Here is a 16,087-nt window from a genome sequence, read left to right on the forward strand (position 1 = left end):
AAGTTAATGACAGCGATATTGGATAAACCCAGTTTTTCTCGCGATTTGATCATACAGCTTTTGTGCTGTTTCATTGTCCTGATGCGTAAGCCAATACACACGGTCACACTGCCGCTGATCACAATATTCTTTCACTTTCGCGATCAGCGCCTTGCCAATACCCTGCCCGCGATATTCTTCAAGCGTATATAAATCTTGCAAATAGGCATAAGGCTGCAATGTCCAGCAGCTCTCATGTTCAATGACATGCACGATCCCAACCACTTGATGTTCAATTACGGCTGCAAAGCCATACATATGTTCGCACTCAGCAGCATGTAACCTTTGCCATGTTCGCTCGGTCACTGCATCCGCCACCTGACTTTTATAAAATTCTAAATACAGCTCCCAGAGCGGCTGCCATTGGCTTTTTGAAATTTCAGTTAAATTTTTAATTTGTATTTGCACATTCAATGTCTTTTTTAAATGATCACTGGATTTTTATAACTGAAATAAAGCTTTTTGTGTTGAAAACACTGTATTTTATGCGCTCTTTTTAAACATGATGAGTCTTGAAAGAACGTTTTCTTATCTGTTTTATAAATACAATAGACAAATAAAAAGCCCGAAGATTCGGACTTTTTAACCATTCAGCTTATAGCTTTTCAACCAAGATCCGATCTACCTGCTTTAAACCTGTATGCTTTTCATGGTTCTTACGGCGAATCTTAATCACTTTGTCTTCTTGCAAATCTTGCAACATCAATTCTACTGCAACCATGGCTTCAAGCTCTAAGTCTGTGCCAATCCATTTCTGTTCACCAGCATCCATCAGTACAATTTCATCATTTATCTGATCGTAAAGGCTCATCGTTTCCTCACTTGGGGCAACATTGCACCCGTGGCTGAATACTGCATGAATGAATTAATTTTAAACCAATGCTTTAATTCATTCGTTACAAATCGTTATTTCACAATTTAAAATAAATTTAATCTCTGCAATAAAAAACGCCCCTTCTCTGGGGCGTCTTTATTACGGTTAATCTTTACAGATTAAGCGGTAATTTCTTTCACAGCAGCAACAACAGCATCAGCAGTAATACCAAAGTGTTGATACAAGTCTTTTGCTGGAGCAGATTCACCGTAAGTCGTCATACCGATTACACGACCATCAAGACCAACAAATTTCCACCAGTAGTCCACATGCGCAGCTTCAACAGCAACACGCGCACGGATCGCAGCAGGAAGAACCGCTTCACGGTAAGCAGCGTCTTGTTTTACGAATTCTTCAGCACATGGCATAGAAACAACACGTACGCCGTCAAGCTGTGCGTAAGCATCCATTGCCAATGAAACTTCTGAACCAGTCGCAATGATGATTGCTTTCAATTCGCCTTTTTCTTTTGCAAGTATATAACCGCCTTTCGCAACGTCAGCAATTTGATCTGCTGTACGAGTTTGGAATGGCAAGTTTTGACGAGAGAAGATTAATGCTGTAGGGCCTTCTGAACGAAGCAGCGCAGATTTCCAAGAAATAGACGCTTCTACAGTGTCACATGGACGCCAAGTGTTCAGATTTGGTGTACCACGTAAAGATGCAATTTGCTCTACAGGTTGGTGTGTAGGACCATCTTCACCTAGACCAATTGAGTCATGGGTATACACATGAATCACACGCTGTTTCATCAATGCAGACATACGTACTGCATTACGCGCATATTCCATAAACATCAGGAATGTTGCTACATAAGGAACGAAACCGCCATGAAGTGCAACACCGTTAGCAATCGCAGTCATACCGAATTCACGTACGCCGTAATGAACGTAGTTACCCGCTGGGTTAGATTCAACGCCTTCTGCGCCTTTCCATAAAGTCAGGTTAGAGCCTGCAAGGTCAGCAGAACCACCTAGAATTTCTGGAAGCTGTGGTGCAAATGCTTGAATGGCATTTTGGCTAGCTTTACGAGTAGCGATTGTTTCAGCTTTAGCATTTACTTCAGCAATATAAGCATCCGCTTTTGCTGCGAAGTCAGCAGGAAGGTCACCAGAAAGACGACGTTTTAGTTCAGCTGCTTCTGCTGGATATTTAGCAGCATAAGCAGCAAATGTGTCGTTCCAAGCAGATTCAGAAGCAGTACCTTTGGCTTTTGCATCCCAAGCTGCATAAACATCAGCAGGAATTTCAAATGGACCTTCAGTCCAGCCTAAAGCTTCACGAGTTAAAGCGATTTCATCATTACCAAGCGGCGCACCGTGGCAATCTTCTTTACCTTGTTTGTTTGGTGAACCTAAACCAATAATGGTTTTACAGATAATTAAGGTTGGTTTCGCAGTTTCAGCTTTTGCTTCAACAGTTGCCGCACGGATTGCGTCTGCATCATGGCCGTCAACTTTAAGTACTTGCCAGCCGTATGCAAGGAAACGCTGTTCTGTGTCGTCAGAGAACCAACCTTCTACTTCACCATCAATTGAAATGCCGTTGTCATCGTAGTAAACAACTAATTTACCTAGACCCAAAGTACCAGCCAATGAACATGCTTCGTGAGAAACACCTTCCATTAAACAGCCATCACCTAAGAAACAGTATGTGTTGTGATCTACAACTGTGATGTCTTCTTTGTTGAATTGAGCCGCTAAAGTTTTTTCAGCAAGTGCAAAACCGACAGCGTTTGCAATACCTTGACCCAATGGACCAGTCGTTGTTTCGATACCCGGTGCATAGCCCAATTCTGGGTGACCTGGAGTTTTAGAATGCAATTGACGGAAAGATTTCAAATCTTCAATAGACAGGTCATAACCTGTTAAGTGCAATAGCGCATATTGCAACATAGAGCCATGGCCGTTTGACAATACGAAACGGTCACGGTTTGCCCATTGTGGGTTTGCAGGGTTGTGGTTGAGGAATTCACGCCATACCACATCAGCAATATCTGCCATCCCCATTGGAGCACCTGGATGTCCTGAATTTGCTTTTTGCACAGCATCCATTGCCAATACACGAATTGCGTTTGCAATACGACGTTCGTTAAGCGGGGTTGTCATAGGTCAGAGTCCAAACAAATGGTTTAAAAGAGTAAGATGAATAAGAATTCAAAGATGCGCATATTGTCTTAAAAAAAGCGGAATGGGTAAAGCCTCAGGGGCAAATTTTCGCTAATTATTCCTGCACCACCTGTATTTTGGGCGCTTATTGCACAATTTCAAGTCTATGCATGTCGTTTATTTTGTATACAGTGACGCTTTTATATGGCGAATCAATGACAGCGCAATGCATATTTAGAGTTTAGTGGCGAAAGCAAACGCTTCGTAATTGATAAAAGTCCAATACATCGAATGGAAATTGTGAATATAAATAGCAGCCAAAGACGATCCAGATAAATGACCATTAGAAATAAGAAATATATTCAATAAAGAAACCTATGAATGTTTGTGAAACTCTAAGAGCATACTCATCCCTGTGGAATCAGCACTGATCCAATATACTCACGGTTTCACATTCAATACTTTAGATCCCACGACATGTAGCAGGTAAATTTCGCTGCGAAATATCATCCGATTGACAATTCCAAGCACCATTTAAATCATCTGGAATATTAAAATAGATCTGCTTTGAGCGAAGAGCAAAATTGACATCTGTTGATTTAAACGTAAAAACCACTGAACACGTTCCTGCCACATCAGTAATGTCACTACTCGCAATATATTTGGTACTGATACTTTCATTCAGCGCTGTATTCAAATCTACACAGCTTTGTTCCTCTGAATAATTTTCCATCAATTTAATTTTATAGCGTGAAATCATTGTTAATACTTCAGCTACTTGCGCCCGAGCGACATAGCCATTGTAAGATACAGTAGCAATTGCAGCCAAAATGCCGATAATTGCCACCACGATCATGATTTCAATGAGTGTAAAACCAGACTGTTTCATTACGTTTCCCCATTCAACGTAATGACAAATAGGCAATTTGTGTACCAAGTCTCAAAAGCCCACACTTATTGTGTTTTATTTTTCAAATTAAACGAATAATTGTCGTTTACAGTCATATTCTGGCAGTTCATGACATTCATTATTGATAAATCTCAGGATATTGATTTGATTTTTTCTTATAATTGATTCACTTAAAATGCCACTTTAGGCATTTTAACGCCTAATCACATTGTTGCTTGTGCCAAAACAAAATATTTCAGTTTTAGCTCATCATAAAAAATTAAATTGAGAAATCCATTGCTCATATCAATTTTTTAGATGCCTATATCAATTAAAAAGTCATTGAAATGAATTAATTTCATCCAATTTGGTCATGTTAAGCTAGTCCTAAACGCTTTCTCGATGTAACATATTGCGTCTTTAAATTTAACTGTGATAGGACTTATGCGCGAGTACGCTGTATTTACCTCGGAATCTGTAAGCGAAGGCCATCCGGATAAAATGGCTGACCAAATCAGTGATGCTATTTTGGATGCAATCTTAAAAGAAGACCCATATGCACGGGTTGCTTGTGAAACGCTTGTAAAAACGGGTGCGGTTGTACTTGCCGGTGAAATCACAACAACTGCAAATGTTGACTTTGAAGCGATTGTTCGTAATACCGTAAATGGTATCGGATATCATCATTCAGATCTTGGCTTTGATGGTTCAACTTGTGCCGTGATCAACATGATCGGTAAACAATCACCTGAAATTGCTCAAGGTGTAGACCGTCAAAAACCTGAAGATCAAGGTGCAGGCGACCAAGGTTTAATGTTTGGATATGCAAGCCGTGAAACTGATGTGCTTATGCCAGCACCTATTTCATATGCGCATCGCTTAATGGAAAAACAAGCTGAACTACGTAAACAAGGCAAACTTGCTTGGTTACGTCCTGATGCAAAAAGCCAAGTAACATTTGCTTATGAAAATGGCATGCCAGTTCGCTTAGACGCAGTTGTACTTTCAACTCAGCACGATCCAAAAATTACCCAAGCTCAATTGAAAGAAGCGGTAATTGAAGAAATCGTGAAAAAAGTGATTCCTGCTGAAATGTTCCATGCAGACACTAAATTCCACATCAACCCAACAGGTATGTTCGTCATTGGCGGCCCTGTAGGTGACTGTGGTTTAACAGGCCGTAAAATCATTGTAGATACTTATGGTGGTATGGCTCGTCACGGTGGTGGTGCATTCTCTGGTAAAGATCCATCAAAAGTTGACCGTTCTGCTGCTTATGCAGGCCGTTATGTTGCTAAAAACATTGTGGCTGCTGGTCTAGCTGACAAATGTGAAATTCAAGTGTCATATGCGATTGGTGTTGCAGAACCAACATCTATCTCGATCAACACATTCAATACTGCAAAAGTATCTGAAGATTTGATTATTGCACTTGTACGTGAACACTTTGACTTACGTCCATACGGTATTACTCGTATGTTGAACTTGATCCAACCGATGTACCAACAAACTGCTGCGTATGGTCACTTTGGTCGTGAAGGTTCTGATACCGCATTTACATGGGAAAAAACTGACAAAGTGGAAGCGCTTAAAGCATCTGCTGGTCTTTAATCTTAGTAGATTAATTTCTCAAAAAAGCCTGCATTGATTGCAGGTTTTTTTATGGCCCGTATGTCCACAACTAAAACATCTAGGATAAAAATAACGAGTGTAAAAAATATTGACTAAAATTTACGCCTAGCTTATTCATAAATCAACAAAATAATTTAAGAACAACATCATGCCCTTTCCATTAGACTTAAAATTTATTACTGCAACTGAAGAACAATTAGGATTTAAGTTTCCAGAAAAATATAAAGCCAAAATGCAAATTGAAAATGGTGGCGAATTCGGCATTAGCTTTTCTAGCGCGGATGAATTTAAAGATGGTGATGACATCGAAGCTTGGTGGCTTTTTCCCTTCCAAGACAGCAGCGATGTGAAAAGAATAAAACGTACAACGAATCATCTAGCCGCAGAACATCAATCCATCAGTGAAATTGAAGACTTCCCTGAAAACAGCATTGCTATTGCGCATAACGGCGATGGCGATTATTTATTGATGCGCACGGTAGACGATACGCAATTAGGGGAAGAAATATATTTATGGCGCCATGAAGACAGTGAATTTATCTATCTACTTGTGACTTCAATTGAAGAATTATTTAGTCAAAACCCTTAACGCCATAAGCAGATATAAAGCCTTTCAAACTACAAAATAAGCTGGATAAAATTACACTAAATCAACAATTTTTGATCGATTTTTGAATATTTTTTCAGCTAATATAAATTCAGCCCATGCTACGGGCATAACAAAAAAAGGAAAGATCAAAATGAATAAATTACTTGTTGCTTTAGGTTTGGCTGCAACTGTTGCACTTGTTGGCTGTAATAAAGACAAAGCGCCGGAAACAGGTGCAACAACTGGTGAACACCTAGAAAACGCTGCTGACCAAGCAGGCCATGACATCGCTGATGCAACTTCAGAAGCAGCAACTGCAACAGCTACTGCTGTAGATAATGCTGCAACTGCAACTGCGACAGCAGCTGACAATGCTGCAGAAAATGCTGAAGCTGCTGCACACAATGCAAAAGAAGCAGCTAAAGACGCGACTGCTGCAACAGCAGGTGCTGTTGAGCAAGGTGCAGCAAACGTGAAAGAAAAAGCGCAACAATAAGCATTCTTTAAAAAAAGCACCTTCGGGTGCTTTTTTTTATATTTGTCTTTTGTTCAAAGTGTTGGTTCAATCCATTTTTAACTTGAAATTTAACTGATGTCAGGTCAATCTTATGAGGTCATATAAATAACAAACTTAGAGAAAATAATGTCTTACTCACATCATGCCGAAAAACATTTTATGGAACGTACAGGTTGGCTACGTGCATCTGTACTCGGTGCAAATGATGGCATTATCTCCGTTACTAGTTTAATTATGGGCATGGCTGCAAGTGGTGCTTCTAGCCATACCTTACTCATTACATGCATTGCAGGACTCATATCTGGTGCAACCTCTATGGCGGCGGGCGAATATATCTCTGTGAAATCTCAAGAAGACGTCGAAAAAGCAGATCTTCACATGGAGCATAAAGAACTGCAAAAGAACCCTGAGCTAGAACTTAAAGAACTTACCCAAATTTATATTCAACGTGGTTTAGAGCCTACACTGGCCCATGAAGTCGCAGTCCAATTAACTGCACATGATGCACTTGAAGCCCACGCCCGAGATGAAATTGGAATCCATGACAATACCGCAGCAAAACCCGTTCAAGCAGCGCTATCATCGGCTTTAGCCTTTTCAATTGGTGCACTATTTCCGATGGTTGCGATCTTGATCAGTGCTGACATGCATATTGAAAAAACCGTTATGGCCGTTGGCGTGATTTCTCTAGCACTACTCGGTGCCTTAGCCAGTTATGCAGCAGGTACTTCTATGTTGAAAGGCAGTCTACGTGTTGCACTCTGGGGCATTGCAGCCATGCTATTTTCAAGTTGGATTGGTTCTTTATTTAATGTAAATCCAGTTTAATGTTTCTTTTATCAGTTTTACAAATATTGAAAATCAATTATTCACAGCAATGATTGTGTGAATTCTAAACAATATTAATTTTTACAATATATAAAAACCGTAAAATAGAAATACATTTTTTAAGCTTTTTTCTCCATGTCTGTTATTGCTGCGCCAGCCAATCGATCCAATGTATCGATTTGGGTGGCTTTTGTTTTATTAATTTTAGGCACCATTGGTGCTTATCTGGTTGTAGGCGTTAACCAAGCATTGCTATTTTTAATTGGCGGTGCTTTGGGTATGACGCTTTATCATGCGTCTTTTGGTTTCACCTCGAGTTGGCGTGTCTTTATTAAAGAGCGTCGTGGTCGTGGCTTGCGTGCACAAATGATCATGTTGGCTTTGGCTGTATTGCTCTTCTTCCCTGCTTTAGGTGCGGGTGAATTATTTGGCAACCCAGTCAAAGGTAACGTTAATCCTGTTTCAATGTCCGTTATGATCGGTGCCTTTATTTTTGGTATTGGTATGCAACTTGGCGGCGGCTGTGCATCAGGGACCCTGTACACTGTGGGCGCAGGTAGCGCACGTATGATTGTAACGCTGATCTTCTTCTGTACAGGTTCATTGATTGCAACTTCGCATATTCAATGGTGGTTTGACCTTCCCCACTTTGAGCCGATTTCTTTAGTCAAAAGCTTTGGTGTAGTCCCTGCACTGGCATTAAACTTTGTGCTCTTTATATTGATTGCCGCAGCAACAGTTTACTTTGAAAAGAAACGCCATGGTCAGCTTGAAGTTGAACCGCAAGCAATGCAACACGGCTGGAAACGTTTTCTACGTGGACCATGGCCATTGGTTTGGGGCGGAATTATCCTGACTTTACTAAACTTTGCCACACTCGCACTTGCAGGCCGTCCTTGGGGCGTGACCTCTGCCTTAGCTGTTTGGGCAGCAAAATCAGCAAGTATCATGGGGATCGATGTTGCATCTTGGGCATATTGGCAGCAACCTGCAAATGCCAAAGCACTGACCGAATCATTATGGTTTGATATCACGTCGATGATGAATTTCGGCATCATGCTCGGTGCCTTACTCGCAGCGAGCCTTGCTGGTAAATTTTCACCGAACTTTAATATCCCAAAACGCTCACTGCTAGCAGCTGTGATCGGTGGTTTGATGTTGGGTTATGGCGCACGTTTAGCATACGGCTGTAACATTGGTGCGTATTTCAGCGGTATTGCTTCAGGTAGTTTACACGGTTGGTTATGGTTAGTATTTGCCTTCATTGGGAACGGTATCGGTGTCAAACTACGTCCAATCTTCTTCCCTGGCGAACGTCCACAACCGGAAAAACTAACAGGCTGCTAATTTCAGTAAATCAAAAGCCCCTCAAATGAGAGGCTTTTTTTAATCTGTCAGTGCGCCTTTTAGATTACAACCATATTGCATGGTTTCTTGTGCCTGTTTGTATGTGGTATAACGGTTGATAATAAAATCATAAAATTGGTATGCATTCGCAAATACCTGACTCAAATCTTCGTTTGCGGCATTTGGTAGTTTAACGTCTTTCACCAAGGCCAAGTTCACATGTCCAAGATGATACATTTCAGAAAAATAATGATTCATTACTTCGCAATAGGCAATTTTTGAGCTTTTTAAAGCGGTGTTGGCAACAAAATGCTGATTTAAAGTTTTTAAGTTATGAACATCTAAAGCGGATTGGTCTGAAAAAGCCAAACTTTCTACTTTTTTTAGTTGGCTAAAATCTATAGCTAGAGTTTGATTTAATTGTTCAAAGCGTAGTTGTAATCCAGCAGCATCGGCAACTTGATAACTTTTTGGATCGAATATTTTCTTTTCTTGCTCATTTGCAGAACACGCCGTGAGCGTCATTGCCGTCAGAACGGTTGTAACAAGAAATAATTTCATCAAAGTCTCATTTAAACAATCAAAAGCGCAATCATTATGCCCGAAAATTGCTAGATGATTCGCACCTAAATCGCTTTTTCATTCATATAACGCCAATAACGACGTGGCACATACTGCACATGTAATTTCATATTACGTCGGGCTTCAATATTGACACTTCTAAAATAATCTTTCCAAAGCTGATCATACAAAACCTCATCATCATCCAGTTCGATATTAAAGGATTGACTATGGCCTGATTGTATTTGCCTATCTATGGTTGTGGCATCCATATCCACTTGATGCACCTGTTTTAAATCATAATAAATGCCATAATTTCGTTTTTCATCGTAAATCAGCCAACGTTGATCTTGATAGCGTGATTTGAAATGCCGTTCGATCAAAGGCAATACATTAAAGTCAGGTGAGACTAAACTGATAAACAAGCCATCCTGACATTTTTTAAAGCGCACAAAAGCTTCCATTCGGTGCTTTTCACGCCCCACTTGCTTCGCCCACTGGCTCATCCCTAATACATCAGCATGGCCATAGTTTTTAGACACATCACGCTGTTGCTGGAACACATAAATCGCAAAATTAAAACAATGCTGAAAAGCCTGCTGCTGCTCGGATAAAAACGCATAATAAAACTGCTTCAAAGCACTTTCAGATGCTTTAAGCTTTAATCCTTGCCATACTCGCTGTGCTTGTTCATCGTGACTAGCCACATCAATGACTTCGGCGAAAAGACCTGCCTGCACTTGCCCATCTGTACAAATCTGAATGTCAAATTGCTTAAATTGAAAGGCCCGAAAAACACAGCTTAACAATCCTGTCATCGTGCCATCAAAGACATAAATACTCACGACTGTGTCCTAAAAACCGAAGTTCAATTGTGGAGAAATTTGCCGCGTATATTTCGACTGACCACTTTGCAAAATCTGCTGTCTTATTTGATGAGGCTGTTGTTCACGAATAAATTTAGGTGAATCTTCACAGCGTATAAAATGTTGTGCTCTGTTGTAGGAAATACCCATACGTTTTAATTGGTCGATATGAATTTTACCAAAACGTCGCGCTTGAACAATTTTTTTAGCAGAACGCACACCGATTCCCGGCACTCGCAAGATCATCTGAAATTCTGCACGGTTGATATCCACGGGAAATAGCTCTGGATGACGCAGTGCCCATGCTAATTTGGGGTCAATATCCAATTCTAAATTTGGATGTTCTTCATCGACCAACTCTATCGCTTCAAACCCATAAAAACGCATCAACCAGTCACTTTGATACAACCGATTTTCTCGTAATAACGGTGGCGCAGAACCCACAGCTGGCAGCGCACGCTCCTCTTCATTTATTGGAATATAACCCGAGTAATACACACGCTTGAGCTTAAACTCTTTGTAATGACGGTCTGCCATCAGTATGACATCACGGTCAGACTCTTGATGTGCGCCCACCACCATTTGCGTCGTTTGTCCTGCGGGTACAAATTTAGGTACTGTGCGTATAATTTTTCGTTCATCTTTAAATTGAATCAAACGGTCTCGGACGATACCTAAGTCTTTTTGGACTTCGGCATGACTTTTTTCAGGTGCAAATTTTTTTAAACCATCTTCTGTCGGCATTTCCAAATTAATGCTCATACGGTCGACATATAAACCTGCTTCGGTAATGATTTCCTGAGATGCCCCCGGAATGGTCTTCAGATGAATATAACCATTAAAATTTTCTTCTAAACGCAGTTTTTTTACCACCTGCAACATACGTTCCATGGTGTAATCCGCCGATTTAAAAATCCCCGAACTTAAAAATAACCCCTCAATATAGTTCCGACGATAAAAATTCATAGTCAAATCGACCACTTCCTGTACCGTAAATGCTGCGCGCTTTACGTCGTTACTTCGACGGGACACACAATATGCGCAGTCAAAAATACAGACATTGGAAAATAGAATTTTTAACAATGATACGCAGCGGCCATCTTCTGTATAGCTATGGCAAATACCGTTTCCAGTATTACCCAGACCTTTGTCTTTATTTTGGCGCTTGCTACCACTCGAAGAACATGAGACATCATATTTGGCAGCATCGGCTAAAATTTGCAGTTTTTCACGGATCCGTTCAGACATGGGAGAATTATAAAATTTAAAGTGAACACAGCACTATTTTAAAAGTATCCCCGTCAAAAGTCGGGTCATACATCATTAATACGACATGAGGTGTCGCTTAATTTTAAGTACAGCATTGGTGTAGGCTCAAGACCATTTTGATAAGAAATAACGAATATTATTTGCTTAATTTCACTCGCTTGGGCAAAGTATTTAGAGTGATTGGAGTATGCACATGACTTTATTAGAAAAACTTGGCATCAAACACCCTATATTTCTTGCCCCAATGGCAGGTGTTTCTACACCTGAACTTGCTGCAGAAGTGTCAAATCAAGGTGGACTTGGTTCACTGGGTTTAGGTGCAAGCAGTGTTGAGAATGCACGTCAACAAATATTACAAACTCAAGAACTCACTGAACAACCTTTTCAGGTCAATTTTTTTTGTCATGACACAGTAGAACTCGATGAACAAGTTGCTGCCAAATGGATCATGCAATTTAAATCACGCTTTGCTCAATATAATGCAGAAGCTCCTGAAGCACTGAACTGTATTTATCCAAGCTTTAAAGACAATGACCATTTTCTAAACCTCTTACTGGAAACGCGCCCTAAAGCGGTAAGCTTCCATTTTGGTATTCCACATCCACATCAAATTCAAGCCTTGAAACAAGCGGGTATTTTGACTCTAGTTTCTGCAACCAACTTAGCAGAAGCTAAACTGATCGAAGCTGCAGGCATTGATATCGTGATTGCTCAAGGTATTGAAGCTGGTGGTCACCGTGGCATTTTCAATGAAAACTTTGATAGTAGCGTTAAGACACGTGACTTGGTTCAGCTCTTGAAACGCCATATTCAATGTCCAGTCGTTGCGGCTGGTGGTATTATGAATGGACATCAGGCCTATCAAATTATGGAGTTGGGTGCAGATGCTGTTCAATTGGGGACTGCTTTTGTGCAATGCAAAACATCAAATGCAAATGAAGCTTATCGCAAAGCATTATTTGATGCACCCATCACGCAGATCACTTCGAGTATTTCAGGCCGCCCTGCTCGTGGCATTATCAATAACTGGCACACAGATATTGACACACCAACACGCCCGACCGTTCCAGCTTACCCATATAGCTATGATTTAGGCAAACAATTACATGCCGCTGCTAGCAAGCATGGTGTACATGAATATGGTGCTTTTTGGGCGGGAACCAACGTCTCTCAAATACGTGAATTGGAAGCACCTGACTTGATCAATCAATTGATTTTAGAAATGCGCTTTAACTAAGACCTCGCTCAACGCGACATTCAAACATGAATGCCTATAAAAAAAGCCCTCTAAAACGAGGGCTTTTTATATGTAATTTAGGCCATCATCGATGCACAATTCAAGAATTGTTTCAGATCATGTGAATCAAGTTAGTTAAATCTATTTCAAATAAATCCAGCTAATTTAAGTCGACCTACTTTGTATCGAATTGGACATATCTATTTCGTTTGGCTTTCAGTTACTTGGTTTCAAGCAAGTTGACCTGATCAACTTGAACATCACTCATGATCTGACCATGATCAAGTAAGTGATTAAAATAGTTCTCGACAACCTTATATTGATCTGCTGTAGATTCAACTTTATACATATTTTGGCGGAACTCATTACTAGAGCGTAAACCCTTGGTGTACCAAGCAATATGTTTGCGTGAAATTCGACAACCTGAATATTCACCATAAAAACCATATAATTCAGACAAATGTCCAAGCAATACGTCACGAACCTCCATAATACTTGGCGCCGCCATATGCTCACCTGTCGTCAAGTAATGTCCTATTTCACGGAATATCCATGGGCGACCTTGAGCTGCACGACCAATCATGACTGCATCGGCACCAGTATAATCCAATACATATTTGGCTTTTTCGGGTGTATCAATATCACCATTGGCAATCACAGGAATATTGATCAACGATTTCACATCTTTAATTAAGCTATAACGCGCCGTATTCAGATACATATCTTCACGTGTACGACCATGAAGTGCCAATGCAGCAATGCCAGCTTCTTCGGCACGTTTCGCAACGCGCATAATGTTTTCATGGCCATTGAGATAGCCCAAGCGGGTTTTTAAAGTCACGGGTACATCAACTGCATCAACCACAGCATCTAAAATGCGGGCCACCAAATCTTCATCTTTGAGCAGCGCGGAACCTGCCAATTTATTACAGACTTTCTTCGCCGGACATCCCATATTAATGTCGACAATTTGCGCACCATTTGCCACTTGATAGCGAGCGGCTTCAGCCAGTTCAGCTGGATCTGACCCTGCAATTTGAGCTGAGATAGGTGCTATCTCACCATCAAAATTGGCACGATAAAGACTCTTTTTACTCATGCGTAACGTCTTATCTGCCGTCATCATTTCACTGACCGCATGACCTGCGCCAAAATATTTGCAAAGGGTACGAAATGGGCGATCTGTAACCCCTGCCATAGGTGCCACCCACAGTTTTCTCTCGATGGGACGATCGAATAATTCTTGAATGACAGGATGTTGACTCAATGTTTTAACCTCTAGCTATATTTAGCAAATGATGCGCGAACCACATTCGAAATCTTCGAATCCACTTTTAACAATGCTAAATTCAAATGTATGTTCACAAAATCTGTTGAGCGTAAAAACGTTTCATGGCAATGATTATGCAATTGAATGATGACAATGAATATCAACATTGCTCAACGATTGAATTGAGGAATTTGAAGCTTCGGAATTGGACGGCAAATTTGCAATGCGATAGTTTAGTAATTCCAAACAAAAAATTCTACGCTTTTGCTTAAGAGTCGTTGAAACTTATGCATCAGCCATGTAGTTCACACACTATCGATTCAACATCAGACTTTCAGCAGATCTGCCTGTACAGGTGTTACTATAGAGGGATACTGCTAAAATGATTGAAAACTTAAATCTATAAATTCACACGAGTGAGTTGAACTTTATGAAAAAATTGAAAATTCTCTCTTTTATATTTTTCGCTACTTTTCTGACTGCCTGCCAACAACCGAATGACGAGGTAGCTGCAGCTGAAAGCCAAAACGCTGATTTAACAACGGAACAAGCGACTCAACAATTTGAGCAGTCAGATGCGCAAATCAGTCAATACCTTGATGTTTTAGATGCCCCAAGCACATCGATCAAGGAAAAAACCCAAGTCTTATGTCATGACTACCCTCATGAATATAAAACTAACTACATGCCTGCCATGCTCAAACTCGCAGCCCAAGACTATACTCAAGATAAAATGTTGAATGATTTGAAGATTGCACAGGACTATTACAAAGAAAAACTCAAAATTGAATGCCCTGCTGAATAACCTCCGTTTCATCATGGCGTCATAATTGTGCGATAAATTGTTATTAAGCGAAAAGTGTGTAAGTTTCGCTGTAATAACAACGTAAAATACACTTCCCGATTTATTCGGGTTTTTCTTTTTTTAAAGTCTTTAAAATATTAAACGATATTTGAATGACACATATTATTTTGTGATGGATTTCAAGCCATTGATTTATTGTGATAAATTTTTCGTTAAAGTTCACAATCTAGCCACATAACAACCCATTTTAATTACACTTTTATCATGATTAATACATTAAGTTGTTTTTTTCCAAAAAAATAGACTGAATATTGAATCATGAAAACTTTAAACAAAGTACTTTTCGCTACACTTATCTCTGCTGCTACAACTACATTTGCTGCTGAAGAACAAAAAGTTGAAGCTGCTGCATCTGAAGTTCAAACGACTGAAGTTGCTCAGGACGCGACTGAAGTAGCCTCTGCTTCTGAAGCTGTTGCAAAATAATTGAGCAAAAATTTAAAAACCCACAGTTTGTGGGTTTTTAAATTCACAGACATTTTAGATCTGTCGCAGCATTCAATGAATTTGATTTCAATTATTTAAAATATAAACGTTGAATTTGACGTGCCCGCCGGTTTAAACCTAATACTTCTTTTCTTTGTAAAATGTCTTCTTCACTAAATCCCAAGCGCTGGATTAATTCAGACATAGCTAAATCTGCATGTTCGATCAACACGGCATCTTGTTCCGTTGACCAAATCACGGTTGATACCGTTAATTTGTGCTGACGTTTTAACTTTCTCATTTGCATAGTATAAAAGACTTTTGCCTAATTCACAAAAAAGCCCACCCTAGGTGAGCTTTACGCAAAGACTGTTTATTCTTCATTTATATAGATTGAAATATTGATTCACTGTGCAATGACGTTAAAGATTTTCATCCTTCGTGATCATCACAGATGTTAAAATTGGAACAGCAAAACAAGGTAGTAAGAGTAAGATCCAATATTCCACCATCGGTTTAGCCACAACAAAGTTAATAACGATTGCCCCCAATACCATAACTAACGCAATCAAACCTAAGAAACGACTGAAAAATTTAGCTGGCATAATAATCCCCTTAAAAAATTATGGATTTCAGCTAGTATATACCTTCATTTTTTATAATCTGTTGAAAATGATATTGGAATATTCATCTATTTAGCTCAAAAAGCATTCTTTTTCCAATCATCCTAACCAAACTGCTTGTTTTTACACGCGTAGATCTCCATAAAT

Annotated in this window: 18 protein-coding genes and 1 pseudogene; 8 read left to right on the forward strand and 11 right to left on the reverse strand. The window is 39.9% G+C overall.

Annotated elements, in window-relative coordinates; translation table 11 throughout:
• Positions 1 to 3: 3 nt before the first annotated feature.
• The 5 genes and pseudogenes from FTT92_RS03995 to FTT92_RS16825 form a co-directional block, all read right to left on the reverse strand.
• On the reverse strand, positions 4 to 447 hold the full coding sequence (locus FTT92_RS03995) for an N-acetyltransferase (protein ID WP_227591806.1): 444 nt from the start codon (positions 445 to 447) through the stop codon (positions 4 to 6).
• 187 nt (positions 448 to 634) lie between these two features.
• Entirely contained in the window at positions 635 to 850 is a 216-nt protein-coding gene (locus FTT92_RS04000) for a hypothetical protein (RefSeq protein ID WP_078188774.1), read from the reverse strand.
• Positions 851 to 1,032: 182 nt separating this feature from the next.
• Positions 1,033 to 3,021 carry a transketolase gene (gene tkt, locus FTT92_RS04005; RefSeq protein ID WP_180171500.1) on the reverse strand — a complete coding sequence of 663 codons (1,989 nt, stop codon included), beginning with the start codon at positions 3,019 to 3,021 and terminating at the stop codon, positions 1,033 to 1,035.
• A gap of 463 nt (positions 3,022 to 3,484) precedes the next feature.
• Positions 3,485 to 3,841: a pilin gene (locus FTT92_RS04010; protein WP_373684096.1), complete on the reverse strand. Its 357-nt coding sequence runs from the start codon at positions 3,839 to 3,841 to the stop codon at positions 3,485 to 3,487.
• Positions 3,814 to 3,910 (reverse strand): annotated as a pseudogene (locus FTT92_RS16825) (prepilin-type N-terminal cleavage/methylation domain-containing protein); the annotation flags it as partial. The gene FTT92_RS04010 and the pseudogene FTT92_RS16825, both read right to left, overlap by 28 nt.
• A gap of 444 nt (positions 3,911 to 4,354) precedes the next feature.
• Here FTT92_RS16825 and metK point away from each other — a divergent pair.
• From metK to FTT92_RS04035, 5 genes are all read left to right on the forward strand, one after another.
• Entirely contained in the window at positions 4,355 to 5,521 is a 1,167-nt protein-coding gene (gene metK, locus FTT92_RS04015) for a methionine adenosyltransferase (RefSeq protein ID WP_078188779.1), read from the forward strand.
• Between the two features lie 169 nt (positions 5,522 to 5,690).
• Positions 5,691 to 6,131, forward strand: a complete 441-nt coding sequence (locus FTT92_RS04020; RefSeq protein WP_180171501.1) for an SMI1/KNR4 family protein — start codon at positions 5,691 to 5,693, stop codon at positions 6,129 to 6,131.
• 151 nt (positions 6,132 to 6,282) lie between these two features.
• Entirely contained in the window at positions 6,283 to 6,627 is a 345-nt protein-coding gene (locus FTT92_RS04025; RefSeq protein ID WP_078188782.1) for a hypothetical protein, read from the forward strand.
• A 147-nt stretch (positions 6,628 to 6,774) separates the two neighbouring features.
• A complete protein-coding gene (locus FTT92_RS04030; RefSeq protein WP_180034757.1) occupies positions 6,775 to 7,476 on the forward strand; it encodes a VIT family protein in 702 nt (233 codons plus the stop codon).
• 135 nt (positions 7,477 to 7,611) lie between these two features.
• Positions 7,612 to 8,823 carry a YeeE/YedE family protein gene (locus FTT92_RS04035; RefSeq protein ID WP_180171502.1) on the forward strand — a complete coding sequence of 404 codons (1,212 nt, stop codon included), beginning with the start codon at positions 7,612 to 7,614 and terminating at the stop codon, positions 8,821 to 8,823.
• 39 nt (positions 8,824 to 8,862) lie between these two features.
• On the opposite strand, the gene FTT92_RS04040 is transcribed toward FTT92_RS04035, so the two are convergent.
• The 3 genes from FTT92_RS04040 to FTT92_RS04050 form a co-directional block, all read right to left on the reverse strand.
• Positions 8,863 to 9,384 (reverse strand): hypothetical protein, encoded by a 522-nt coding sequence (locus FTT92_RS04040; protein ID WP_180171503.1) that lies wholly within the window; start codon positions 9,382 to 9,384, stop codon positions 8,863 to 8,865.
• A gap of 65 nt (positions 9,385 to 9,449) precedes the next feature.
• Complete coding sequence (locus FTT92_RS04045; protein ID WP_180084275.1) at positions 9,450 to 10,229, reverse strand: TIGR03915 family putative DNA repair protein; 780 nt, start codon at positions 10,227 to 10,229, stop codon at positions 9,450 to 9,452.
• A 9-nt stretch (positions 10,230 to 10,238) separates the two neighbouring features.
• Positions 10,239 to 11,498: a putative DNA modification/repair radical SAM protein gene (locus tag FTT92_RS04050; protein ID WP_180171504.1), complete on the reverse strand. Its 1,260-nt coding sequence runs from the start codon at positions 11,496 to 11,498 to the stop codon at positions 10,239 to 10,241.
• A 214-nt stretch (positions 11,499 to 11,712) separates the two neighbouring features.
• On the opposite strand from FTT92_RS04050, the gene FTT92_RS04055 reads away from it, so the two are divergent.
• Entirely contained in the window at positions 11,713 to 12,756 is a 1,044-nt protein-coding gene (locus tag FTT92_RS04055) for a nitronate monooxygenase family protein (protein ID WP_180023841.1), read from the forward strand.
• Positions 12,757 to 12,976: 220 nt separating this feature from the next.
• Here the strand turns inward: FTT92_RS04055 and dusB are convergent, their stop codons facing one another.
• Positions 12,977 to 13,981 (reverse strand): tRNA dihydrouridine synthase DusB, encoded by a 1,005-nt coding sequence (dusB, locus tag FTT92_RS04060; protein WP_313042773.1) that lies wholly within the window; start codon positions 13,979 to 13,981, stop codon positions 12,977 to 12,979.
• A gap of 475 nt (positions 13,982 to 14,456) precedes the next feature.
• On the opposite strand from dusB, the gene FTT92_RS04065 reads away from it, so the two are divergent.
• Both FTT92_RS04065 and FTT92_RS04070 read left to right on the forward strand, forming a co-directional pair.
• Positions 14,457 to 14,831: a hypothetical protein gene (locus tag FTT92_RS04065; protein WP_180074098.1), complete on the forward strand. Its 375-nt coding sequence runs from the start codon at positions 14,457 to 14,459 to the stop codon at positions 14,829 to 14,831.
• 318 nt (positions 14,832 to 15,149) lie between these two features.
• Positions 15,150 to 15,317, forward strand: a complete 168-nt coding sequence (locus FTT92_RS04070; protein ID WP_171263782.1) for a hypothetical protein — start codon at positions 15,150 to 15,152, stop codon at positions 15,315 to 15,317.
• Positions 15,318 to 15,408: 91 nt separating this feature from the next.
• On the opposite strand, the gene FTT92_RS04075 is transcribed toward FTT92_RS04070, so the two are convergent.
• Positions 15,409 to 15,624, reverse strand: a complete 216-nt coding sequence (locus FTT92_RS04075) for an acyl-CoA thioesterase (protein ID WP_306670021.1) — start codon at positions 15,622 to 15,624, stop codon at positions 15,409 to 15,411.
• A gap of 115 nt (positions 15,625 to 15,739) precedes the next feature.
• On the reverse strand, positions 15,740 to 15,922 hold the full coding sequence (locus FTT92_RS04080) for a hypothetical protein (protein ID WP_078193584.1): 183 nt from the start codon (positions 15,920 to 15,922) through the stop codon (positions 15,740 to 15,742).
• Positions 15,923 to 16,087 lie beyond the last annotated feature (165 nt).

It is taken from the genome of Acinetobacter sp. YH12023 (assembly GCF_013420135.1).
GTDB classification, from domain to species: domain Bacteria; phylum Pseudomonadota; class Gammaproteobacteria; order Pseudomonadales; family Moraxellaceae; genus Acinetobacter; species Acinetobacter amyesii.